The organism is Ensifer aridi, from assembly GCF_002078505.1.
Lineage (GTDB): Bacteria > Pseudomonadota > Alphaproteobacteria > Rhizobiales > Rhizobiaceae > Sinorhizobium > Sinorhizobium aridi.
Genome location: NZ_LUAV01000014.1, coordinates 282708 through 303072, shown reverse-complemented (window position 1 = coordinate 303072; position 20365 = coordinate 282708). Strand labels below are relative to the sequence as shown.

Sequence of the window (20365 nt, the reverse complement as noted above, 5' to 3'; positions counted from 1 at the left end):
CAATGACCATTCCTCCTTCCGACATTTCGCCTGAAGATGCGTCCGTCGTCTTCGATGCCGTTTCCAAGCGCTTCGCGGCGTCCGGCGGAAATGCGGCCTTCACCGCGCTCGACAATGTCAGCCTGACCGTCGCGCGCGGCTCGATCACCGGCATCATCGGCCGTTCGGGCGCCGGCAAATCGACGCTGATCCGGCTCGTCAACGGCCTCGAAAAGCCCTCGAGCGGCAAGGTGCTCGTCGACGGCGTCGATGTCGGCGCTCTCGACGAGGCGGGCTTGCGCGATTTGCGCCGCTCGGTGGGCATGATCTTTCAGCATTTCAATCTGCTTTCCTCGCGCACCGTGTTCGGCAATGTCGCGCTGCCGCTCGAGATCGCCGGCATGGATCGGCGAGCGATCGAGCAGCGCGTGCGGCCGCTGCTCGATCTCGTCGGCCTCGCCGACAAGCATGGCCGCTATCCGGCCGAGCTTTCCGGCGGCCAGAAGCAGCGTATCGGCATTGCCCGGGCGCTCGCCACGGAGCCCAAGCTCCTGCTCTCGGATGAGGCGACGTCGGCGCTCGATCCGGAAACGACGCAGTCGATCCTGGAGCTCCTGAAGCGGATCAATGCGGAACTGGGCCTCACCGTTCTGCTCATCACCCATGAGATGGAGGTGGTGAAAGCCGTCACCTCCGACGTGGCGGTGATCGACAGGGGCGAGATCGTCGAGCGCGGCCGGACCTTCGATGTCTTCACCCATCCCAAACACGAGACGACGCGGGCGCTTCTCTCCGGCCTGCCGGGCTCGAAGCTGCCGGAAGCGGTCGCCAGGGGCCTGAAGTCCGCGGCGGCTGCCGGCGACCGTGTCGTGGTGCGTCTTACCTTCTTCGGCGCGGCGGCTGAGCGGCCCTTAATCTCGCAGCTCATCCAATCGATCGGCGCCGAGGTCAACATAATCGCCGGCACCATCGACGAAATCGGCGGCAAGCCCTACGGCTCGCTCGTCGTCGCTTATGGTGCCGACGCCGAAACCGCCGGGAAGGCCGAGCACTTCTTCGCCGAGAACGGACTGGTCACGGAGGTGCTCGGCTATGTCGCCTGATCTTCTCATGCTCATCGGCAAGGCCACGCTCGACACGCTGCGCATGGTGGCGATCGCCGGTCTCATCGGTTCGCTGATCGGTCTGCCGATCGGCATCTTCCTTGCGACCAGCGGCAAGGGCGAGCTGTTCCCGGCGCCCAACGTGAACCGGATCGTTGGCCTCTTAGTCAATGCCACGCGTTCGACGCCTTTCATCATCCTCGTCGTCGCGATCATTCCCTTCACGCGCCTCGTCACCGGCACCTCGATCGGCACCAAGGCGGCGATCGTGCCCCTGACGATCGCGACCATTCCCTTCTTCGCGCGTCTCGTCGAGGCGGCGATCCGCGATATCGACAAGGGGCTGATCGAGGCGGCCCGCGCCATGGGCGCCACCCCGATGCAGATCGTCTTCAAGGTGCTGCTTGCCGAGGCGCGGCCGGCGCTGACCTTGGCACTCACCATGACCCTCGTCAGCTTGATCGGCTATTCGGCCATGGTCGGTGCCGTCGGCGGCGGCGGCCTTGGCGATCTCGGCATCCGCTACGGCTACCAGCGCTTCAGGCCGGACGTGATGCTCATCGTGGTCGTGGTGCTCATCGTGCTGGTACAGCTCGTGCAGAGCGCCGGCGACCGGCTGGCACGCCGCTTCGACAAGCGCAGCCGCAAGACCTGATCCTTCCAAGGCACCAACAGCGACAAAGGAGATATCCATGAAGAAGCTCATTCTAGCGGCGGCATTCGCCGCCCTTGCTGCCGGTACGGCGCTTGCAGAGACGATCAAGGTGGGCGTAACCCCGGGTGAACATGCCCAGATCATGGAGAAGGTGAAGGAAGTCGCCGCTCCCAAGGGCCTCGACATCGAGATCCTCGAATTCTCCGATTATGTTGTTCCGAACCAGGCACTCGCCGATGGCGAGCTCAATGCCAATTCCTTCCAACACCGGCCCTATCTCGACAACCAGATCGCCGACCGGGGCTACGAGATCGTCAGCGTTGGCCTGACCATCACCACGCCGATGGGCGTCTATTCGAACAAGGTGAAGAGCCTCGATGAGCTCACGGATGGCGCGACGATCGCCATTCCGAACGATCCCACCAATGGCGGTCGCGCGATCCTGGTTCTCGCGTCGAAGGGCCTCATCAAGGTCAATCCGGATGCCGGATTGAAGGCCACCCCGGCCGACGTCACGGAAAATCCGAAGAACATCCAGTTCGCCGAGCTCGACGCGGCCCAGCTTCCACGCTCGCTGGCCGACGTCGATGCGGCCGTGATCAACACCAACTACGCGCTTGAGGCTGATCTTCATCCAAAGGAAGACGCCATCGCCATCGAAAGCGAGAAGTCTCCCTACGCCAACGTCATTGCGGTGCGGGCCGCGGACAAGGATGCACCCTGGGTGAAGACGCTCGTCGAATCTTATCACGACGAAACGGTCAAGGCGTTCATCAACGAAACTTTCAAGGGTGCGCTCATCCCGAGCTGGTAAGCCTACCTGTGAGCGAGAACATGGACCGCGCACCGCGAGTCGGTGCGCGGTTTTCTTTGACGGCGAGAGCCGCTTCGCTATCCTCCGGGCAGTTCGAGGAGGAGCTGACATGAGCGGCATGAAGGGTGGATGTCTGTGCGGAGCGGTGCGCTACGAGGCGAAACGGGCGCCGCTTTACTCCGGCTTCTGCCATTGCCGGGATTGCCAGCGGGCCACGGGTACCGGCCATTGCTGTTATATGATGTTCTCGCGCGCCGACGTCGACGTCACCGGCGAGCTCCGCGCTTACGAGAAGCTCGCGGAAAACGGTAATGTGACGATCCGCTACTTCTGCCCCACCTGCGGCAGCCAGATCTTCTCGTCCGGTCCCGACCGCTGGACGGTCTATGCCGGCACGCTCGACGATATGTCGCTGTTTGAGCCCACCAATGCGGTCTTCACCCGCAGTCGCCCGCACTGGGACCGACCGGCCCATTGCGTGGACGAGTACGAGGCGTTGCCGGGCTGATCGGCCCGGAAGGTATCCAGCCGCCTCAGCTTCCGAGATGCCGTTCGCCGCGCTTCTTTGCTAGCGTGATCTGCCGCTGCCGTTCGCGGTAGCGCTCGCGGTCCTCTTCGGTTCGCGTGTCATGGCAGTGCACGCAGGAGACGCCTTCCTCGTGCAGGGGCGACAGGAGGTCTTCCTGCGTCAGCGGCTGCCGGCATGCGTGGCAGAGAGTATGCTCGCCTTCCTTGAGCCCGTGGGTTACCGACACGCGCTCGTCGAAGACGAAGCAAGCGCCATCCCAGAGGCTCTCCTCCGGCGGGATCTCCTCCAGATATTTGAGAATGCCGCCTTTGAGGTGATAGACCTCCTCGAAGCCCTGCTCCTTCATGAAGGCGGTCGCCTTCTCGCAGCGAATGCCGCCGGTGCAGTACATGGCGATCTTCGGCCTGTTGTTGAGGCCGTTATTATTGCGCACCCAGTCGGGGAATTCGCGGAAGGTCTTGGTCTTCGGGTCGACGGCGCCGCGAAAGAGGCCGATTGCCGTCTCGTAGTCATTGCGTGTGTCGATCACCAGCGTGTCCGGATCGGAGATCAGCGCGTTCCAGTCCTTCGGCTCCACATAGGTGCCGACCACATTGTTGGGGTCGATGTTCTCGACGCCCATGGTGACGATCTCCTTCTTCAGCCGCACCTTCATGCGCAGGAAGGGCATGGTGGAGGCCCGGCTCTCCTTGTGTTCGAGGCCGGCGAATTCCGGCTGCGCGCGCAGGAACGCAAGCACCGACCCTATGCCTTCATCGGTGCCCGCAATCGTGCCGTTGATGCCCTCATGTGCGAGAAGCAACGTTCCCTTCACGCCGTTCGCATGGCAGGCAGCCTGCAGCGGCTCGCGGAAAACTGCGAAACGCGGGAAGGAAACGAAATGATAGAGCGCAGCCACCAGAAACTGGCCTTGCTTTTCTGGGCTTTGTGTTACTGGGCGCGGTGTCGTAAGCATGTCCGTCATGCGGCACGCAAATACAGCTTTCGGGTCTCAAGCGCAATTGCGGCGAATCGCGCCGTGACCGCCCCTCGCGCGAGATGGCCCCTCACCCTAACCCTCTCGCCGCACGCGGCGAGAGGGGATAGAGGCGGCGCGGCATCGTCCCTTCTCCTCGTCTCTTACGGGGAGAGGGTCGCGGCAGCGGGATGAGGGGCAATTCTGCCAACGAGCCTACCTTCCGGCCTCGAGCCAGAGCAGCGCGACTGTGCGGCTCTCGCTCTCCGGATCGTCGAGGAAGACCGCCTCTGCTCGTTGCAGCACTTCCGTCCTCAGTTCCTCCTGCCGGGCGATGACCGCGGAGAGGAGATGCGCCTGGTTCTGGCTGTCGCCGGCAAGTTCCGGCTGCTCGTTAATGAGCGACGTCATCGTCGAAAGGTCATTCAAGTGGCCGAGCACATCGACCAATTCCTTCGCGTCCGCCCTTTTTGCTTGCATCGCCGAAGGCCATGCCGCGCGCAGCAGGGCCAATTGCATTCGATAGTCTTGCACACGCTTGCGCAGTTCGTGGAAGACCGAGGCATCAGTGCTTGTTTCGCAAGCGCATTTGGTGCGTGCTGCGCGCCTCAATGTTCTTCGCCAACCCTTCTCCAGTCGGCTCGCGGATTTGCGCCGACCATCGTTGAAGGAAACATGGGCGAGGGCTGCGAGTGCCTGTTCGCAATTGACGATGGTCACGTCGATCTTGCCGTTGAGGTCGGTTTCGCTTGTCGCAATCTGGTCACGGCGCGCCGTCAGGATCGAGCAGACCTTGTCTAGCGCGACCTGCTGCTCTTCGTTTGCCGCGTGCAGGCGCAGATAATTGGCGTTCTCGACAAGAGCGGCTGCGTCGCGAACGGTCGACAGATTCCGCGCCATGTCGCGGATGCGGGCGTTTTCCTGTCGCTGGAATTCCGGCGCGTCGGCGGCGACGAGCCGATAGAGCGAGCGCAGGCGTTTGAAGCTCTTGCGGGCGTCGTGGATCGCCTCGTGCACGCCAGCCGGCTTTTCCCGCAGCACAGCCACGGCACGCTCGATCTGTTCCGCTCCGACGGCGCGGAAGCCCTCGGTGAAAGGCCGACCCGGATCGAGCGCATAGGTCATGATTGCGCTTCCAGGAGCCCCTCTGTGGCAAGCGCCTGGTTGGAATAACGGCGGTCGCCGGTGATCTCGCGCCCGAGCCAGGCCGGCAAGGCGGGCAAGTCGGTTTCCCGCTTCATCTCGACTTCGGCGACGACCAGCCCTTCGAGCGCGCCCTCGTAGACGTCGACCTCCCAGGTGAAGCCCTTGTACGGCACGCGGTACCGCCGCTTCTCGATGACGACCCCCACCGCCTGCGTCAGCAGCTCTCGGGCGTCGTCCATGGGCAGGTCATATTCATATTCGTGACGCACGAGCGCCGATTTGCCGATCTTGATTGTGAGGCGGGCCCGTTTGTTGCCATGGATGCGGACGCGCACCGAGCGGTCCTCCATGGTTACGATATAGGCCTGCCGGAGCCTGGTGCCGCCGTCGGCATGCTCGCGCCAGCCGCTGGAAGCGACCAGGAATTTGCGCTCAATCTCCTTCGCCATGGATGTCCTGCCATCTCGAGAGGTCGACGGCCATCAAAGTACCGTATTGCGGCTGAGGCTCAAGCCATCTCGTTGCCGCAGATGATATTTATCGTCTGCTTCCAATCGGCGCCGGCGCGGCGCGGCAGCTTTCGGTCTCGACAATGACGAACAGGGAGGCTATGCGAAGTGCGGCATTCAATCGTTTTAAAAGGGACGGCGGGCATGAGCGTGAAGACCGACAAGCTTCTTTCCATCCTCAAGCTGCAACCGGTGGTGCCGGTGCTGGTGATCGACGATGCGGCAACCGCAGTTCCGCTCGCGCGGGCGCTCGTCGCCGGCGGATTGAAGGCGATCGAGATCACGCTCAGGACACCGGCGGCGCTGGAGGCGATCCGCGCCGTTGCGGCCGAAGTCGAGGGTGCGGTTGCCGGCGCCGGAACCATCCTCAACGCCGCCCAGTTCGAAGAGGCGGTAAAAGCCGGATCCGAGTTCATCGTGAGCCCCGGCACGACGCAGGAATTGATCGAAGTCGCCAATGACCACGAGGTACCGCTGCTTCCCGGTGCGGCGACGGCCAGCGAAGTGATGGGCCTGCGTGAAGAGGGCTACAACGTCATGAAATTCTTCCCGGCCGAGCAGGCCGGCGGCGCCGGCTATCTGAAGGCGCTCTCTTCGCCGCTTGCCGGTACCCTGTTTTGCCCGACCGGCGGCATCTCGCTTGCCAACGCGCGTGACTATCTGTCGCTGCCGAACGTTATCTGCGTCGGCGGTTCCTGGGTGGCGCCGAAGGATCTGGTCGCCAAGGGCGATTGGGCCGGCATCACCAAGCTTGCGGCCGAGGCCTTCGCGCTGAGAGGTTGATCCGGCAGCAGGCATGCGAGCAGGTGAGGGCCGGCCCTGTCCGGCCCTTCTTCGTTCGGGGCGCCAATTTGTATTTGCGCCGGAGCGTTCCTATGTCTCAATTCGCCAACAAAAGAGCGGCATGGGAGCGATAGTCGCGTGCATGTAAATCGCGCGTGGAACCTAAAGGAGCAAGACCGATGTTCGATGCGAAGAAATTGCTGGATCAGTTCCTGGGTTCGCAGGTACCCGGCGCCGGCGGCACCGTCCGCGGCCGGGCGGATCAGGTGACGAAGCTCGCCAAGGACAATCCGCTCGCCACCGGCGCGATTACGGCTGTCCTCCTCGGAACCAAGTCGGGGCGCAAGCTTGCAGGCAATGCGGCCGTGCTCGGCGGCCTCGCCGCGATCGCCGGTCTCGGATATCAGGCCTACAAGAACTATCAGGCCGGACAGGCGCCGGCGGCGGAGCCTGCCTCAAAGCCGCTCGCCGAATTGCCGCCGCCGCCGGCCAATTCCGGTTTCACAGCACCCCATGCCTTGAGCGAGGACTTCGCACTGGTGCTCGTTCGGGCGATGATCGCTGCCGCGCGGGCGGATGGCCATATCGACGAGGCCGAGCGCCGCCACATCATGGACAAGCTGTCCGTCTCCGGCCTTTCGGCGGATGCGGCGGCTTTTCTGGAAGCCGAGCTTTCCAATCCGATCGATCTCGACGCCATCGTCGCCGCCGCCAAGACCGAGGAGGAGGGGGTGGAACTCTACACGGCATCCCGTCTGGCGATCGAGCCGGAAAGCCGGGCGGAGCGCGGCTATCTCGATCTGCTCGCCGGAAGATTGGGACTTGCCGATGCGCTGGTCGACCACATCGAGGCGACGGTTTCGGCGGCAAAGGTTCCCGCCTGATCGGGGGACGCGCGATCTGAAGTCCGAAGGGAGGCGGGGGCCGCGCCTCCCTTCGCGCCGTTTCATGGGTTCATCAACCAGTTTGAATTTGTAACGGTCCGGCCTCTGTCCTATTGCGAAGGCAATTGGAGTGGGATGAGGGAAGGTTGGTCAATGCGTGATCTCAGCGATTGGAAAGGCTGCCCGGCGCCGAAACCGGTGACCATCGAAGGGCGCTATGTGCGGATCGAGCCCTATGATCGGGCGATGCATCTGCAGGCGCTCTGGAACGAGGCCTTCGGCGGCATGGCCATCAACCCGCTCTTGAAATATTTCTCCCAGGACGATTTTTCCGGCATCGAGGACTTCGACGCTTGGCTGTCTGGGGTTCAGCAAAAATCCGGATGGATCACCGAAGTCTTCCGCGACAAGGCGACCGGCAAGATCGTCGGCATGGCGAACTACATGCGCGCGGACCCGGCCAACGGCGTCGTCGAGGTCGGCGGTGTGGCGCACGGAGCGGCCATGGCGCGCTCGCCGCTTTCGACGGAAGCGCATTATCTGATGGCGAGGCACGTCTTCGAGGATCTCGGCTACCGGCGCTACGAGTGGAAGTGCCACAGCGAAAACCAGCCGAGCCGGACCACGGCGGCGCGCCTCGGCTTTACCTTCGAGGGCATCTTCCGCCAGCATATGATTTCAAAACGCGCCAATCGTGATACCGCCTGGTATTCGATGATCGACAGCGAATGGCCGCTTCTCAAGGCGGCGTTCGAGCGCTGGCTCTCGGCCGACAATTTTGACGGCCAGGGACGGCAGAAGCGGCGCCTCGAAGAGATTCGCGAGGAGCTTGCGACGAAGGAGCAAACGTGACCGCACCCGATAAAAAGGAAAAATCCGCGGCAGTCGCCGCCGCTGTCATCCTGCTGGTGGTCGGGATCGGCTTTTTCGCGCTGCCGTCGATCATGCTGGTCCTTGGCGATATCTCGCCCTGGCTCGCCGCCGGCTTCGGCGCACTCTTCGTGCTTGCCTTCTTCCTGATCTTCTGGCTGCGCGCCCGCCATCAGCGCCGGAAAGGGCTGTAGCTGACTGCGTCTCACCCCTGCAGCGCAGCGCCCAACAGAACGAGCCCAAGAACAAGCACCATGAGCGCCCCCGCGATCTCGATGCCGTTGGAGATTCGCGTCGCGGCCGAATCGCTCGAGGCGTAACGCACGGCGACGCCCTTGGCCGTGACGGCCAAGGTTGCGAGGATCGAAACGGTGATCGCCGTGCCGATCGACATGGCGAAAACCGAAAGCACGCCGCCGAGATAGAGCCCGTTCAGAAGCGCGAAAGAAAGCACGATGAGCGCGCCGGAGCAGGGGCGCAAGCCCACAGCGACGATCGCCGACCAGGCTTCGCTGAGCGCAAATCGGTCGCCTTTCAATAATGCCGGATCGGGGGCATGGGCATGCCCGCAGGTTGCGCAGACCTCACCCGCCCCATGTGCATGGTCGTGATGATGATCGTGGCTGTGGCCGTGATCGTGATGGCCATGGTCATCGTGGGTGTGCCCGCCGGCGAGCTGGGATGCCGGGCGTGCCATTGCGCGCAGCTTGCGGAAGACCAGCCAGCCGCCGAAGGCGGCGATCAGCGCGTAGCTTGCGACCTCCAGCGAATGGGTGGCGTTCGTCATGCTGATCGACGAGCCGCGCAGCACGAGATAGACGGCGCCGATCAGCAGGATGGCGACGACGCCCTGCAGGAGCGAGGAGAGAAAGGAGAGCAGCACCCCGCGCTTAAGTTCCGTCTCGTTGGCGATCATGTAGGAAGAGATGACCGCCTTGCCATGGCCGGGACCGGCGGCGTGAAAGACGCCATAGGCAAAGGAAAGGCCGATCAACGACCAGAGCTGCCAGGGGTTCTCGCGCATGCCTTTGAGCGCGCCGGTCAGCATACGGTAGAAGCCCTGCTGCTCCATGTTCACCCAGGCGAAGAAACCGCCGAGAAAACCGGTCGTCTGGACAGAGGGTTCGGCCGTACCGATGCCCAGCGGCGACTGTGCCATCGCCATCGTCGCGGAAAGGGCCGTCAACAACAGCGCAGCCGCGAGCGGGCGGCCGATCCGACGGGCGTTCAGCATGTGACCTCGATCCTCGTTGCGAAGAGCTTCGACATGTCGGTCCCGGTCGGATCGTTCCAGAAGGCGTCTGTAAGCGTGTCCTTGTTCTCGGCCAGCACTTCGTCCGGATCGGGGCGCACCACCTGATGCTCGCAGGCCTCGATCTTGTCGCCGACAACCTTGAGGTCCTCGTCGGTCGGAAAGTCCATCGCCGTATACATGGTCGGGTCGTAGACGCCGAAGGAGAGCTTGCCCTTGAGCGGCATCGCCTCGGCCGGTTTGACCGCGAACATCATGAGGAGCTGGTTGTCCTTGTAATCGACGGTGATGCTGTCCGGCCTACTGACCTTCACCGATTTCCCGTTGTCGGAAATCGTCGTGTAATAGTTGTACTCCGCAAGCGATTCGAGCACCGTCTGGCCGACTTCCTTCAACTCATCCGGGTCGAGGGTAGCATTGGAGTTCTTGTCGAAGTCGAGCACCACGCTTGCCGAGAACAGCTCGTCGAACCGCCAGACATTCCTCAATTCGCCGATCTCGCCCTTGTCGTCGGAGACGATCTCCAGCCGTGCTTCGGCGAAGATATGCGGATGGGCGAAGGCGAGCGTGGGCGCAACGAGCGTCGCAAGGCCGGCTATGGCGAGGCTTTGTATTTTCATGGGAATGGAAATCCTTTCGGCCGGAGCCGTGCGAATCGTCTTCCGAATGTACTGCAAATGGGACGGAATTGGGACTTGGCACCTTGGCTTTGGTCCCGATGCGCAAAGACTCTAACGGATCTTGCGGAACCAGCCATGCAGGAAATCGACGAAGGTGCGTACCTTGGCCGGAAGATAGCGGCGATGCGGATAGATCGCGTAGATTCCGCGATCCTTGGGCAGGAAGTCCTCGAAAAGCGTCACGAGCTCGCCGGAATTGATTCTCGGCCGGGCAATGAAGTCGGGCAGGATCGCCACTCCGATGCCGCTTACGGCGGCGCGAGCCGCGGCAAGCGGGCTGTTGACCTCGATCGGCCCGCTCACGGGCACCGTGAAGGGCGAACCGTCCGGCTCGACGAAACGCCAGTTCGAGTAGGATCGGCCGTTGGTGTCGAGGATGCACGGGACATGCGCGAGGTCGGTCGGATGCGCAAACGGACCGGCCTTCGCCAGGAAGTGCGGTGAGACGCAGACCAGTATCTGGAAGTCGTCGAGCTTGCGCGCGATCAGCGTCGAGTCCTCTAGCCGCGTTATGCGCACCGCGACGTCGAAGCCTTCTTCCACCAGATCGATGAAGCGGTCGTCGGAGACGATCTCGAGCGACAATTCCGGGTGCTCCTTGCCGAAGTCGATCAGCGACTGGCCGATATCCGCATCGACGAAGGTCCGCGGCACGGTGATTCTGAGCCGGCCGCGCAGGTCGGAATTGTTGGCGCGCACGAGATCGGCGAGGTTATCGATCTCCTTCAGGATCTCGGACGCCGTGCGGTAATAGGTGTGGCCGGCCTCGGTGAGCGAAAATTGCCGCGTCGTCCGGTTAAGGAGGAGGGCACCGAGTTCGTCTTCGAGCTCCCGCACATATTTCGAGAGCAGAGCCTTGGACTTGCCGACGCGCCGAGCGGCCGCCGAAAAGCCCTCCGCGTCCACGACATCGATGAAGGCGCGGATGCGGGTTAGGGTATCCATGATTCGTCTTTCTCTTCTCGCCTGCGGGCGCCCGCAGACTCTCGGAATCCCGATATTTCGCGCCTCTGCCCGCACGCACCGGCGTCGCTGCGATCGTTCATTGAAAGTGAACACTGGCGCCGCTGCCCGGTCCAGAAAAATTTATAGCCGAGGCGGAAAAAACTCTTGATTACGACAGTGATTTTTCTTACCTACGCCCTTGCCCAAAGTCGCACGTGCCTGTGGGTGTCCGCCGACCCTCGATTAGGTGAGGTCATCGGTAAGGTACCTGGAACTAACCCCTCCAGTCGCTATTCCGGCCAACCGGGAAATGCGAGGACATCTTGAAGCAACGACGGTGCGGGCCTTTCTGGTGTCTGCCGGCTTTCCATCAGCCGGGGTTACTGAAGAGGCACACCTTCATTGCCGGAAGTGCGGTTGGGTTATTCCCTCCAATCCATGGCAGACAAAGCCGAATCTTAGCCTTCGCGGGCTTCGATTCATCGTTCGCGCATCGAGCGCATGCATGGTTCCGGGGTCTCCACCGGCTGGTTCCAGAGCAAGCGCGCGTATGCCCTTTGTCCTCCACAGTTGTGGACTTTAATGGATCGGGGAATATGGCCATGACCACCGCACGCATCATCGACTTCCTCAACACCCGACGACCCGAAGGTCCTTGCCTCGTTGTCGACCTCGACGTCGTGCGTGACAATTTCAGGGCCTTCCGTCATGCGCTGCCCGACAGCGCGATCTACTACGCCGTCAAGGCCAACCCGGCGCCGGAAATCCTGCGCCTTCTCGCCGGTCTCGGCTCCAATTTCGATTGCGCGTCCGTCGCTGAAATCGAAATGGCGCTCGATGCCGGTGCGACCCCGAGCCGCATTTCTTATGGCAACACCATCAAGAAAGAGCGCGACATTGCGCGTGCCCATGCGCTGGGGATCAACCTTTTTGCGGTCGACAGCCATGAAGAGGTCGAGAAGGTTGCGCGAGCGGCTCCGGGTGCCCGTGTCTTCTGCCGCGTGCTGACGGACGGCGAAGGCGCCGAATGGCCGCTGTCGCGCAAGTTCGGCTGCGTACCACAGATGGCGGTCGACGTGCTCGTCTACGCGCATCAGCTCGGCCTCGTCTCCTATGGCGTGTCGTTCCATGTCGGCTCGCAGATGACGAAAGTCGACGCCTGGGATTCGGCGCTCGCCGACGCCAAGCGCGTCTTCGTGCAGCTTGCCAAGCAGGGCATCGAGCTCAAGATGGTCAATATGGGTGGCGGCTTCCCGACGAAGTACTTGAGGGACGTCCCGTCGGCAGAGGCCTATGGTCAGGCGATCTTCGGTGCGTTGAAGAAGCACTTCGGCAACAATATCCCGGAGACGATCATCGAGCCGGGCCGCGGCATGGTCGGCAATGCCGGCGTGATCAAGGCGGAAGTCGTTCTCGTCTCGAAGAAGTCGGACAACGACAATCATCGCTGGGTCTTCCTCGACATCGGCAAGTTCGGCGGTCTCGCCGAGACGATGGATGAGGCGATCCGTTACCCGATCCGCACGGCGCGTGACGGCGACGCGATGGAGCCCTGCGTGCTCGCCGGCCCGACCTGCGATTCGGCCGACGTGCTCTATGAGAAGAACATGTATCCGCTGCCGATCTCGCTGACGATCGGCGACGAGGTTCTGATCGAAGGCACGGGCGCCTACACGACCACCTACTCGGCCGTAGCCTTCAATGGCTTCGAGCCGCTGAAGGCCTACGTGATCTGATCCAGCCTGCTCCCGCGGTTCCGCGGGAGCGGCGATTTCACAATTCTTCTCTGGTCCGCCTGAAGCGGTTTTGATGACGGGAGGCCCCGATGGCCGCTGTTGTTGATACCCTGCGCGCGTTCTTCGCGCCGTCCACCTTTGTGATCGACTCCGAAAATCCGGGCGACGTCGTCGCGCGCGAAAACCTGCTCGACCGTGCCATGGGTCCCGGCCGCCGCAGGAAATCGTCGGAGAAACTGCGGCGCGGGCGCGTGCCGGCCGAGGGGCTGGCCCTCGTTGCCCGTGATGTCGACGGTCACGTCATCGGTACCGTCCGTCTCTGGAACGTCGAGGCGGGCGTCAATCGCGAGGGTCAGGCCGTGCCGGCATTGCTGCTCGGTCCGCTCGCAGTCGATCCGGCGTATGAGGGCAAGGGCATCGGCGGTACGCTGATGCGGGCAGCGATTGAGGAAGCCAAGAACCGCGGGCATGGCGCGATCCTGCTCGTCGGCGACGCAGCCTACTACGAGCGCTTCGGCTTCTTCGCCGCGCGGGCGCAGCATCTCGTTATGCCGGGCCCGTTCGAGCGCAATCGCTTCCTCGCGCTCGAACTGAAGGAAGGCTGGCTCGAAGGGGCCGCCGGCATGCTCGTCGCCAGCGGGCGGAAACTCGCGCTGCCCCCGGTCAGACGCGCCGCGTGAACTTTCTTCCGCCTCTCACCCTGCGGAGGCGGATAACGAACAGCGCTCCTGCCTTCGGCGGCGGGAGCGCTGTAATGTTTTCAGAAATCTTTTTCGAGGCCCCGCCGTTGCCTCACGGTGCAAAGGGCTTCCTCGCGTCGTAGCAGACGAAGGCAAGCTTGTTTCCATCAGGATCGCGCGCGTAGGCGGCGTAAAAGCCTTCCCCGTATTGCGGGCGAAAGCCAGGCGCGCCTTCGCTGCTGCCGCCATTCTCAAGCGCAATCCGGAAAAGGCGATTTATGACGTCCGCCGTTTCGATAAGAAACGCCGTCATTATGCCATTACCGACCGTCGGCTGCCTCGCCGTTGAACGGATAGCCCGTGAAGAAGCGCGGAGTTCGATCGTCATCCTTGCGTCCCCAAGAGGCGACCTGTTCGTCGCAATAGCAGCGCTCCTGACCTATAAGGGCCATCAGCGGATCGTAGAATCGCATAGCCCGCTTCAGATCTTTCGTTCCGACCATCGTATATCCGATCATCCACTGTCCTCTCTGCGAGCGCGTTAGTTGGCGGCACGCCGGTAGAATGCCAGCGAGCCAGCGAGCGCCAGGAGCGCGCCGCCGCATGCGCGGTCGAGCCAGATCGCGCCGGAGCGTTTGAGGAAGCGCACGGCCTGCGAGCCGAGCAGCGCATAGCCGAACATCACGGCGAAATCGATCGAAGCGAAGACGAGAGCGAGCATCGCATATTGCGGTGCCTGCGGCAGCGTGGGCTCGATGAACTGCGGCAAGAAGGCGGAAAAGAACAGATAGCCCTTGGGATTGGTGACGGCGACGAGGAAGCTCTTCATGAAGATCGAGCGCGGAGTTCCGCCTCCCGCCCCTTGCGGTGCTTGCGACGAGATATCCAGCGTGCCCTGAGAACGCAGCAGGGTGACGCCGAGGAAGGCGAGATAGGCGGCGCCCAGCCATTTGACGACCGAGAACCAGAACTCCGATGCCGCAAGCAGCGCGCCGAGGCCGAGCGCCACGGCGCCGATCAGCACGAAGTCGGAGAGCACTGCCCCGACCATGCCTACCGTTGCCCGCTTCACCCCATAGCGCGAGCCATTGGTGAGCGCGAGAAGCACGGTTGGCCCGGGCGTCGCGATGCCGATCAACGCGACGAGCGCAAATGCAAGAATGGTGACTTCGCTCATGGTGTCCTCCCCTGCCGATAGCCAAGTCCTCCCACAGCTTTCGCGTGTGCGCAAGGCGCCAATTCGTGGTCGTAGGCATCGGCCGCCTCGTTTGACAGCCTCCGCAGTTTCCCCTATGGAGGCGCCGGGCGAGGGCCCCCGCCGTCCGCGAGCGTCAAGCTTTGGTGAAGCCCCTCTTTGCGACACGGTCACGCCGAAACGGCATGCGCGCCGATGGCAATGCGGACACCCATCCTGAAATCGCATGCCGCAGCAGGAGACCCTGTCATGACGCATGAAACACGAAGACTTCCCTCGCTCGACGTGCTGAAGGATCAGGCAAAACGCCTGCGTTCCCGGCTTGCGTCAGAGGGCGAGGAAATCAGTCATTCCAAGTCGCTTGAGTTGATCGCTGCTCAATACGGCTTTCGCGATTGGAACACGCTCCACGCCGCCGCCGGCAACCGGCCGCCCTTCAATCCCTGGATGCTAGGCTCGCGTGTCACAGGCCACTATCTCGGCCAGGCCTTCGAGGCGGAAATCCTCTCGGCCCAGGCGCTCGGAGCAACGGGACGCTATCGTCTGACGTTCAGGTTCGACGAGCCGGTCGATGTCGTCACCTTCGAAAGCTTCTCGGCGTTTCGTCACCGGGTGACGGCAACCATCGATGAAAGCGGGCGGACGGTCGAGAGGACTTCGAACGGCCGGCCGCATCTGGAGCTCGAGTGGTGAGGATCGGCGGGAGATTTGCCCCCAATCCGGCTGCCGCCACCTTCTCCCTCAGGCGGGGAGAAGGCACACGCGGCGCTGCCTTCGCCCGCCTTGGCGGCTTCGCACGTCCCCTCTCCCCGCGTGCGGGGGGGAGGGGCTATCGCATGCACAAGGCTAGCTACCCGGCAATGTCCACCACGCCGCAGTCGCCGGCTGCCGAACCAAAGGCGAGCTGACGGCCGCTTCTGTTCCAGGCCATGGCAGTGACCGCGCCCTTGCCGGGGCGGCGTAAAAGCACTTCCTTGCTGTCGGCGAAGCGGGCGGCGAGGATCATGCCGTCCTCGTAGCCGATCGCGACGATATCCTCCGCCGGATGGCAGGCGACCGTCGTCACCATCGTGTTGCCCCGCGTGCCGAGTTCGAGCGGCGCCTTGCCCATCGGGCCGTCCTTTCCCTGGAAGGGCCAGACGATCGCCGCCGGGGCGCCGGAGGAGGCGAGCCATTTGCCCTTGGCGGACCAGGAAAGCGACTTCACCTTGGCGGGGTAGCCGGTCATGCGCATGTGCCGCGTTTCGGCGCCGGGTTTCGCATCGAGTTTCCAGCCATGCAGCGCGTTTTCCTGCATGGTGGTGACGACGAAGCGGCCGTCCGGGGAGAAGGTGACGCCCGTATGCGCTCCCTTCCACTCGAGGTCGATCGGCTGGCCTGTCATCGCGACCCAGTGCAGCGACACGCCATTGTAGCGCGCGACCGCAATGCGCAGCCCTTTGGGAGCAAAGGCAATGCCCTCGACCGTGCGCTCCTCCGGGAATTCCCTGGTCGTGCCGTCGCCTAGGCGGACGAAGGTGGTCTTGCCATAGGCGTAGGCGACCGCGCCTTGCGGTCCGGCGGCGACTTCGGAAATCCACTTGCGTGCGGTTTCGGCCACGGGAGTTGCGCTGCCGTCTGCCGAAATGCGCATCACCTTGCCGTCTTCGCCGCCCGTCAAAAGCGTGTCGCTGGCCTCGTCATAGGCGAGCGAAAGCAGGCCATCATGGGCTTCGGTCGTCTTGTGGCCCTGGTCGAGGCGATGAATCGTGCCGGCGGCCCCGGCGAAGAAGGGGACATCCTTGAGAAAGGCCACGCTGACGACGTGGCCTTCGAGATCGAGCGGAGCGACGGTCGGCATCAGTTGGTCAGGCTCTCTTGTTTCAGCATGATCTTATCCGAAAACCCGTAGGCGCTTTCCCGCATCATGCCTGGACTTCACATGCCTTGAAGGTGCGCTCGATTTTCTCGCGGTCGAGATCGCGCCCGATGAAGACGAGCCGGCTCTCCCGCTTCTCGCCGTCCTTCCAGGGGCGCTGGTGGTCGCCCTCGATGATCATGTGGACGCCCTGGACCACATAGCGCTCGGCGTCGCCGGCAAATGCGATGATGCCCTTGAGGCGCAGGATGTTCGGCCCGTCCGTCTGCGTGATCTTCTGGATCCAGGGGAAAAAGCGGTCCGGGTTCATCTCGCCGCCCCTGAGCGAGATCGACTGCACCGTCACATCGTGGATCGGTGAGGGGCCATGGTCGTGGTGATGATGATCGTGATGGTGGTGATGATCGTGATCATGATCATGGTGATGGTGGTGGTCGTGATCGCAGTCGGGCCCGCAGACATGGTCGTCGTGCTCACCCTGCTCAAGGAAGTGCGGATCGTTTTCGAGCGCCTTTTCGAGGTTGAAGGCACCCTGGTCGAGCACTTTGGTGAGGTCGATCTCGGAGCGCTGCGTCCGGTAGATGCGGGCCGACGGGTTGATCACGCGCACGGTCGCCTCGATGCGCTCGAGTTCTTCGGGCGTCACCAGGTCGGTCTTGTTGAGGAGCACGACGTCGGCGAAGGCGATCTGGTCTTCCGCTTCGCGGCTGTCTTTCAACCTCAGCGGCAGGTGCTTGGCATCGACCAGCGCCACGACGGCGTCGAGCTCGGTCTTCGCACGCACGTCATCATCCATGAAGAAGGTCTGGGCGACCGGCACCGGGTCGGCAAGGCCGGTGGTCTCGACGATGATGGCGTCGAAACGACCGGGCCGGCGCATCAGTCCTTCGACGACACGGATCAGGTCGCCGCGGACCGTGCAGCAGACACAGCCGTTGTTCAACTCGTAGATTTCCTCGTCGGACTCGACGATCAGGTCGTTGTCGATGCCGATCTCGCCGAATTCGTTGACGATGACCGCATATTTGCGGCCATGGTTCTCGCTCAAGATGCGGTTGAGCAGCGTCGTCTTGCCGGCGCCGAGATAGCCCGTGAGCACGGTGACGGGGATCGGCTTCTGCGTGGTCGTTTCGGTCATGGGAGCCTCGGTGATTGGCGATGCGCCGCGGGCATCGGTGTTGGCGTTTGATATAGGAGATCAAGCGGCGATGCGCAAATGCGACGGGACGTTTTCGCCGACGGGCGCTCACGCAAGATCGCTGACATCGAAAGCGTTCACGTCCTCGAGCAGTTCGACAATGCCCTTCACCGCATGATCGAGTAGGAGCTCGCCGCGTTCGGCCGTCGCTGCGGCGGCATTGCCGGCAACGCCTTCGGGGTTCAAATCCAACATCTTCCAGCCGAAGGCATGCGTGCCATAGGCACTCAGGTGCCTGAAGCGGCGGGCAAATTCGCTCTGGCGCGAGGGGAAGCGGCGGGCCTTCGACATGTCCACCTTGTCCGGTGAGAGCGCCAGCATCACTGACGTTTCGATATCCCCGCCATGGATGTCGATCGCCTTGTCCTCGGCCCCGATCCATCCCTCCGGCTGGCCGAAGCGCGTCCAGCTCGTCGCGACCGCAAGCATGGAGAAACGCATGCGCGCCTCGGTTGCGACAATCGTCATCAGGGGCGAGTTGCCGCCATGCGCATTCAGCATCACGAATTTGCGGATGCCGAGCCGCGCCAGGTTTTGCGCGATCCCGAGCCAGCGCGCGATCGCTTCGTCATAGGCAAGCGTGAGGGTGCCCGGTACGTCCATGTGCTCGACCGAATAGCCGACGGGTTCGACCGGCAGGAAGGTCACCGGCAGGCCGTCCGGGAGCGCCGGGATTACCCGCTCGACGATGCCCTCGGCGATCAGCCGGTCGGTCTCGAAGGGAAGATGCGGCCCGTGCTGCTCGTGCGCGCCGAGCGGTAGCACTGCGATCCAGTCCCTCCTCTCGAAGGGCGCGAGATCGGCGGGATTGTCGTCCCAGCGGGCTTTCGGCAGCGACATTTCTCTTCGGTCCTACGCGTCGTTTGTCGTAAAATTGTTATTTGAGTCATACAGTTCGTAATCTCAAGCGGTATTGCTATAAAGGCAATGTACGGGATTCGGCGGGAGGTCCAATGGGCAAGAAGAGCAAAGCCGAAAAGAAGGGCAAGAACGGCAAGAAGAGAGACGAGATCGTCGCCGAGGCGCACGATCACGATCTGGCGTCGATTCTCGTCCAGGCGGCGCGCTCGATGCGAACGGTGCTGTCCCGCAACCTCGTCGAAAGCGGTCTCTACGCTGGCCAGGACGGCGTCATGCTCGCGCTTGCCGAGACCGACGGCCTGACGGCCGGGGCGTTGGCGGCGAAACTCGGCGTCAAGGCGCCGACAATGACGCGCACGATCGGCCGCATGGAAGCGCAGGGCTTCCTCGAACGTCGGCCGGACAAGGACGATGCGCGGCTGACCAAAGTGTATTTGACCGGCCCCGGCCGCGACCGCCTGCAAACCATCGCGGAAGCCGGCCATCATTCCGAGAAGCTCGCGACACGCGGCCTGACCGACAAGCAGGTGCGTACGCTTTTGAAGCTCCTGCGCGTCGTCGACAGCAACCTTCAGGCCGCCCGGGCTGCAGATTGAAGCGGCAGCCGCCCGACTTGCAGCGATGATTTAAACAGTTTAAAGAGGGTTTAAATCGGGCTGACACCATAAACGGGAAATCGGGGGGAACGGTGGCGCAAAAGGTCAAGCTTTCTACAATCGCGGAAACACTCGGCCTTTCGACGGCGACGGTATCTCTGGCACTACGCGACAGCCCGCTCGTGGCGGCAGTCACGCGTGACAAGATCAAGGAGCAGGCGCGCGCGCTCGGCTATATCTACAATCGCCGCGCCGCGAGCCTCAGGACGTCGCGTTCCGGCATCATCGGCGTCGTCGTGCACGACATCATGAACCCGTTCTATGGCGAGATCCTGAAGGCGATCGAGGCGGAGCTCGATCGCGACAAGCAGACCTTCATTCTCTCCAATCACTACGATTCCGTCGAGAAGCAGCGCGATTTTATCGAGACGCTGCTGCAGCTCGGCGGCGACGGCGTGATCATGTCGCCGGCTATCGGCACGCCGGCGGAGGACATTCAGCTTGCCGAGGACAACGGCATGCCAGCGATCCTAATCGCACGCTCGATCGATGGCCTGGATGTGCCGATCTTCCGTGGCGACGACGCCTACGGCATCGCCCTTGCCACCAACCACCTGATCGGCCTCGGGCATCGCTGCATCGCGATGGTCGGCGGGACCGACCAGACCTCAACCGGGCGCGATCGTTACCAGGGCTATGTCAACGCGTTGCGCAAGGCGAATATCGACGTCGATCCGAACTTGCGCATTCCCGGCCCGCGTTCGAAACAGGGCGGCTTCGAGGCCGCGGTGCATCTACTGTCGCTGCCGCAAAAGCCGACGGCCGTTGTCTGCTGGAACGACCTTGTTGCGATCGGCATGATGAACGGTATCGCCCGCGCCGGGCTCGTCCCCGGCGTCGATATCTCCGTGACGGGCTACGACGACCTCGAGGAGGCGTCGATTGCGACCCCAGCCTTGACCACTGTCTGGAACGGCCAGGCGGAAGTGGGCCGCAGCGCCGCACGCGCGCTCCTCGACAAGCTTTCCGGCAGTCACGAACCGGACGGCATACACCTGATCAAGCCGGAAATGCGCATCCGCCAGTCGACCGGCCCGCTTCGCGTCACCGCTTGATCGCTTCTCGCCTGCATGTTTC

General features: G+C 63.0%; 25 protein-coding genes. 13 read left to right on the top strand and 12 right to left on the bottom strand.

Annotated elements, in window-relative coordinates; all coding sequences use genetic code 11:
- Positions 1-2 precede the first annotated feature (2 nt).
- The 4 genes from AYK65_RS14675 to AYK65_RS14660 all read left to right on the top strand — a co-directional run bounded on the left by AYK65_RS14675 (position 3) and on the right by AYK65_RS14660 (position 3059).
- Positions 3-1082: a methionine ABC transporter ATP-binding protein gene (locus tag AYK65_RS14675; protein ID WP_046116539.1), complete on the top strand. Its 1080-nt coding sequence runs from the start codon at positions 3-5 to the stop codon at positions 1080-1082.
- Complete coding sequence (locus AYK65_RS14670; protein ID WP_026616152.1) at positions 1072-1737, top strand: methionine ABC transporter permease; 666 nt, start codon at positions 1072-1074, stop codon at positions 1735-1737. Before AYK65_RS14675 ends, AYK65_RS14670 begins: the two co-directional genes overlap by 11 nt.
- A gap of 37 nt (positions 1738-1774) precedes the next feature.
- The gene (locus AYK65_RS14665) at positions 1775-2551 is read left to right on the top strand and encodes a MetQ/NlpA family ABC transporter substrate-binding protein (protein WP_081158835.1); all 777 of its coding nucleotides are present in this window, start codon (positions 1775-1777) and stop codon (positions 2549-2551) included.
- A gap of 109 nt (positions 2552-2660) precedes the next feature.
- Positions 2661-3059, top strand: coding sequence for a GFA family protein (locus AYK65_RS14660; protein ID WP_034885681.1), 399 nt, complete (start codon positions 2661-2663; stop codon positions 3057-3059).
- Between the two features lie 25 nt (positions 3060-3084).
- On the opposite strand, the gene trhO is transcribed toward AYK65_RS14660, so the two are convergent.
- From trhO to AYK65_RS14645, 3 genes are all read right to left on the bottom strand, one after another.
- Positions 3085-4044 carry an oxygen-dependent tRNA uridine(34) hydroxylase TrhO gene (trhO, locus tag AYK65_RS14655; protein ID WP_081158833.1) on the bottom strand — a complete coding sequence of 320 codons (960 nt, stop codon included), beginning with the start codon at positions 4042-4044 and terminating at the stop codon, positions 3085-3087.
- Positions 4045-4251: 207 nt separating this feature from the next.
- Complete coding sequence (locus AYK65_RS14650) at positions 4252-5160, bottom strand: CHAD domain-containing protein (RefSeq protein WP_046116537.1); 909 nt, start codon at positions 5158-5160, stop codon at positions 4252-4254.
- Positions 5157-5630, bottom strand: a complete 474-nt coding sequence (locus AYK65_RS14645) for a CYTH domain-containing protein (RefSeq protein ID WP_026616157.1) — start codon at positions 5628-5630, stop codon at positions 5157-5159. The genes AYK65_RS14650 and AYK65_RS14645 overlap by 4 nt, the downstream gene beginning before the upstream one ends.
- A 204-nt stretch (positions 5631-5834) precedes the next feature.
- Between AYK65_RS14645 and AYK65_RS14640 the strand changes: the two genes are divergently transcribed.
- The 4 genes from AYK65_RS14640 (at position 5835) to AYK65_RS14625 (ending at position 8421) form a co-directional block, all read left to right on the top strand.
- Positions 5835-6473, top strand: a complete 639-nt coding sequence (locus AYK65_RS14640; RefSeq protein ID WP_026616158.1) for a 2-dehydro-3-deoxy-phosphogluconate aldolase — start codon at positions 5835-5837, stop codon at positions 6471-6473.
- Between the two features lie 179 nt (positions 6474-6652).
- Positions 6653-7357: a tellurite resistance TerB family protein gene (locus AYK65_RS14635; protein WP_026616159.1), complete on the top strand. Its 705-nt coding sequence runs from the start codon at positions 6653-6655 to the stop codon at positions 7355-7357.
- Positions 7358-7510: 153 nt separating this feature from the next.
- Positions 7511-8209, top strand: a complete 699-nt coding sequence (locus AYK65_RS14630) for a GNAT family N-acetyltransferase (protein ID WP_046116536.1) — start codon at positions 7511-7513, stop codon at positions 8207-8209.
- Positions 8206-8421: a hypothetical protein gene (locus AYK65_RS14625; protein ID WP_026616161.1), complete on the top strand. Its 216-nt coding sequence runs from the start codon at positions 8206-8208 to the stop codon at positions 8419-8421. The genes AYK65_RS14630 and AYK65_RS14625 overlap by 4 nt, the downstream gene beginning before the upstream one ends.
- Before the next feature lie 11 nt (positions 8422-8432).
- Here AYK65_RS14625 and AYK65_RS14620 read toward each other — a convergent pair whose 3' ends face one another.
- The 3 genes from AYK65_RS14620 to AYK65_RS14610 all read right to left on the bottom strand — a co-directional run bounded on the left by AYK65_RS14620 (position 8433) and on the right by AYK65_RS14610 (position 11104).
- Positions 8433-9461 (bottom strand): nickel/cobalt transporter, encoded by a 1029-nt coding sequence (locus AYK65_RS14620; protein ID WP_081158832.1) that lies wholly within the window; start codon positions 9459-9461, stop codon positions 8433-8435.
- Positions 9455-10099, bottom strand: coding sequence for a DUF1007 family protein (locus AYK65_RS14615; RefSeq protein WP_026616163.1), 645 nt, complete (start codon positions 10097-10099; stop codon positions 9455-9457). The genes AYK65_RS14620 and AYK65_RS14615 overlap by 7 nt, the downstream gene beginning before the upstream one ends.
- Before the next feature lie 111 nt (positions 10100-10210).
- Complete coding sequence (locus AYK65_RS14610; protein ID WP_046116534.1) at positions 10211-11104, bottom strand: LysR family transcriptional regulator; 894 nt, start codon at positions 11102-11104, stop codon at positions 10211-10213.
- A 596-nt stretch (positions 11105-11700) separates the two neighbouring features.
- Between AYK65_RS14610 and odc2 the strand changes: the two genes are divergently transcribed.
- Together odc2 and AYK65_RS14600 are read left to right on the top strand one after the other, a co-directional pair.
- Positions 11701-12840 (top strand): ornithine/lysine decarboxylase, encoded by a 1140-nt coding sequence (gene odc2 / locus AYK65_RS14605; RefSeq protein WP_234706510.1) that lies wholly within the window; start codon positions 11701-11703, stop codon positions 12838-12840.
- Between the two features lie 89 nt (positions 12841-12929).
- On the top strand, positions 12930-13520 hold the full coding sequence (locus AYK65_RS14600; RefSeq protein ID WP_046116533.1) for a GNAT family N-acetyltransferase: 591 nt from the start codon (positions 12930-12932) through the stop codon (positions 13518-13520).
- A 112-nt stretch (positions 13521-13632) separates the two neighbouring features.
- Here the strand turns inward: AYK65_RS14600 and AYK65_RS32960 are convergent, their stop codons facing one another.
- Genes AYK65_RS32960 through AYK65_RS14590 form a run of 3 tightly spaced genes read right to left on the bottom strand, consistent with a single transcriptional unit; the run spans position 13633 to position 14697 of the window.
- On the bottom strand, positions 13633-13833 hold the full coding sequence (locus tag AYK65_RS32960; RefSeq protein WP_234706509.1) for a VOC family protein: 201 nt from the start codon (positions 13831-13833) through the stop codon (positions 13633-13635).
- A gap of 7 nt (positions 13834-13840) precedes the next feature.
- Positions 13841-14038 carry a VOC family protein gene (locus tag AYK65_RS32955; protein WP_234706508.1) on the bottom strand — a complete coding sequence of 66 codons (198 nt, stop codon included), beginning with the start codon at positions 14036-14038 and terminating at the stop codon, positions 13841-13843.
- 23 nt (positions 14039-14061) lie between these two features.
- On the bottom strand, positions 14062-14697 hold the full coding sequence (locus AYK65_RS14590; protein ID WP_046116532.1) for a LysE family translocator: 636 nt from the start codon (positions 14695-14697) through the stop codon (positions 14062-14064).
- A 267-nt stretch (positions 14698-14964) separates the two neighbouring features.
- Between AYK65_RS14590 and AYK65_RS14585 the strand changes: the two genes are divergently transcribed.
- Positions 14965-15408, top strand: a complete 444-nt coding sequence (locus tag AYK65_RS14585) for a glyoxalase superfamily protein (protein WP_046116531.1) — start codon at positions 14965-14967, stop codon at positions 15406-15408.
- Positions 15409-15565: 157 nt separating this feature from the next.
- On the opposite strand, the gene AYK65_RS14580 is transcribed toward AYK65_RS14585, so the two are convergent.
- From AYK65_RS14580 to AYK65_RS14570, 3 genes are all read right to left on the bottom strand, one after another.
- On the bottom strand, positions 15566-16555 hold the full coding sequence (locus AYK65_RS14580; RefSeq protein ID WP_046116530.1) for a WD40 repeat domain-containing protein: 990 nt from the start codon (positions 16553-16555) through the stop codon (positions 15566-15568).
- 64 nt (positions 16556-16619) lie between these two features.
- Positions 16620-17711: a CobW family GTP-binding protein gene (locus AYK65_RS14575; protein WP_081158830.1), complete on the bottom strand. Its 1092-nt coding sequence runs from the start codon at positions 17709-17711 to the stop codon at positions 16620-16622.
- Positions 17712-17819: 108 nt separating this feature from the next.
- Positions 17820-18611 (bottom strand): creatininase family protein, encoded by a 792-nt coding sequence (locus AYK65_RS14570; protein ID WP_026616172.1) that lies wholly within the window; start codon positions 18609-18611, stop codon positions 17820-17822.
- A 113-nt stretch (positions 18612-18724) separates the two neighbouring features.
- Here AYK65_RS14570 and AYK65_RS14565 point away from each other — a divergent pair, with 113 nt between their 5' ends.
- Together AYK65_RS14565 and AYK65_RS14560 are read left to right on the top strand one after the other, a co-directional pair.
- Positions 18725-19228 carry a MarR family winged helix-turn-helix transcriptional regulator gene (locus AYK65_RS14565; protein ID WP_026616173.1) on the top strand — a complete coding sequence of 168 codons (504 nt, stop codon included), beginning with the start codon at positions 18725-18727 and terminating at the stop codon, positions 19226-19228.
- Positions 19229-19320: 92 nt separating this feature from the next.
- Positions 19321-20343 (top strand): LacI family DNA-binding transcriptional regulator, encoded by a 1023-nt coding sequence (locus AYK65_RS14560; RefSeq protein ID WP_046116528.1) that lies wholly within the window; start codon positions 19321-19323, stop codon positions 20341-20343.
- Positions 20344-20365 lie beyond the last annotated feature (22 nt).

Coding starts and splice junctions, on each gene's coding strand:
- odc2 (WP_234706510.1), top strand. CDS start 11,701: ATGGCCATGACCACCGCACGCATCATCGACTTCCTCAACACCCGACGA.
- AYK65_RS14675 (WP_046116539.1), top strand. CDS start 3: ATGACCATTCCTCCTTCCGACATTTCGCCTGAAGATGCGTCCGTCGTC.
- AYK65_RS14585 (WP_046116531.1), top strand. CDS start 14,965: ATGACGCATGAAACACGAAGACTTCCCTCGCTCGACGTGCTGAAGGAT.
- AYK65_RS14650 (WP_046116537.1), bottom strand. CDS start 5,160: ATGACCTATGCGCTCGATCCGGGTCGGCCTTTCACCGAGGGCTTCCGC.
- AYK65_RS14565 (WP_026616173.1), top strand. CDS start 18,725: ATGGGCAAGAAGAGCAAAGCCGAAAAGAAGGGCAAGAACGGCAAGAAG.
- AYK65_RS14665 (WP_081158835.1), top strand. CDS start 1,775: ATGAAGAAGCTCATTCTAGCGGCGGCATTCGCCGCCCTTGCTGCCGGT.
- AYK65_RS14620 (WP_081158832.1), bottom strand. CDS start 9,461: ATGCTGAACGCCCGTCGGATCGGCCGCCCGCTCGCGGCTGCGCTGTTG.
- AYK65_RS32960 (WP_234706509.1), bottom strand. CDS start 13,833: ATGACGGCGTTTCTTATCGAAACGGCGGACGTCATAAATCGCCTTTTC.
- AYK65_RS32955 (WP_234706508.1), bottom strand. CDS start 14,038: ATGATCGGATATACGATGGTCGGAACGAAAGATCTGAAGCGGGCTATG.
- AYK65_RS14580 (WP_046116530.1), bottom strand. CDS start 16,555: ATGCCGACCGTCGCTCCGCTCGATCTCGAAGGCCACGTCGTCAGCGTG.
- AYK65_RS14660 (WP_034885681.1), top strand. CDS start 2,661: ATGAGCGGCATGAAGGGTGGATGTCTGTGCGGAGCGGTGCGCTACGAG.
- AYK65_RS14630 (WP_046116536.1), top strand. CDS start 7,511: ATGCGTGATCTCAGCGATTGGAAAGGCTGCCCGGCGCCGAAACCGGTG.
- AYK65_RS14670 (WP_026616152.1), top strand. CDS start 1,072: ATGTCGCCTGATCTTCTCATGCTCATCGGCAAGGCCACGCTCGACACG.
- trhO (WP_081158833.1), bottom strand. CDS start 4,044: ATGACGGACATGCTTACGACACCGCGCCCAGTAACACAAAGCCCAGAA.
- AYK65_RS14590 (WP_046116532.1), bottom strand. CDS start 14,697: ATGAGCGAAGTCACCATTCTTGCATTTGCGCTCGTCGCGTTGATCGGC.
- AYK65_RS14610 (WP_046116534.1), bottom strand. CDS start 11,104: ATGGATACCCTAACCCGCATCCGCGCCTTCATCGATGTCGTGGACGCG.
- AYK65_RS14570 (WP_026616172.1), bottom strand. CDS start 18,611: ATGTCGCTGCCGAAAGCCCGCTGGGACGACAATCCCGCCGATCTCGCG.
- AYK65_RS14645 (WP_026616157.1), bottom strand. CDS start 5,630: ATGGCGAAGGAGATTGAGCGCAAATTCCTGGTCGCTTCCAGCGGCTGG.
- AYK65_RS14615 (WP_026616163.1), bottom strand. CDS start 10,099: ATGAAAATACAAAGCCTCGCCATAGCCGGCCTTGCGACGCTCGTTGCG.
- AYK65_RS14575 (WP_081158830.1), bottom strand. CDS start 17,711: ATGACCGAAACGACCACGCAGAAGCCGATCCCCGTCACCGTGCTCACG.
- AYK65_RS14640 (WP_026616158.1), top strand. CDS start 5,835: ATGAGCGTGAAGACCGACAAGCTTCTTTCCATCCTCAAGCTGCAACCG.
- AYK65_RS14635 (WP_026616159.1), top strand. CDS start 6,653: ATGTTCGATGCGAAGAAATTGCTGGATCAGTTCCTGGGTTCGCAGGTA.
- AYK65_RS14600 (WP_046116533.1), top strand. CDS start 12,930: ATGGCCGCTGTTGTTGATACCCTGCGCGCGTTCTTCGCGCCGTCCACC.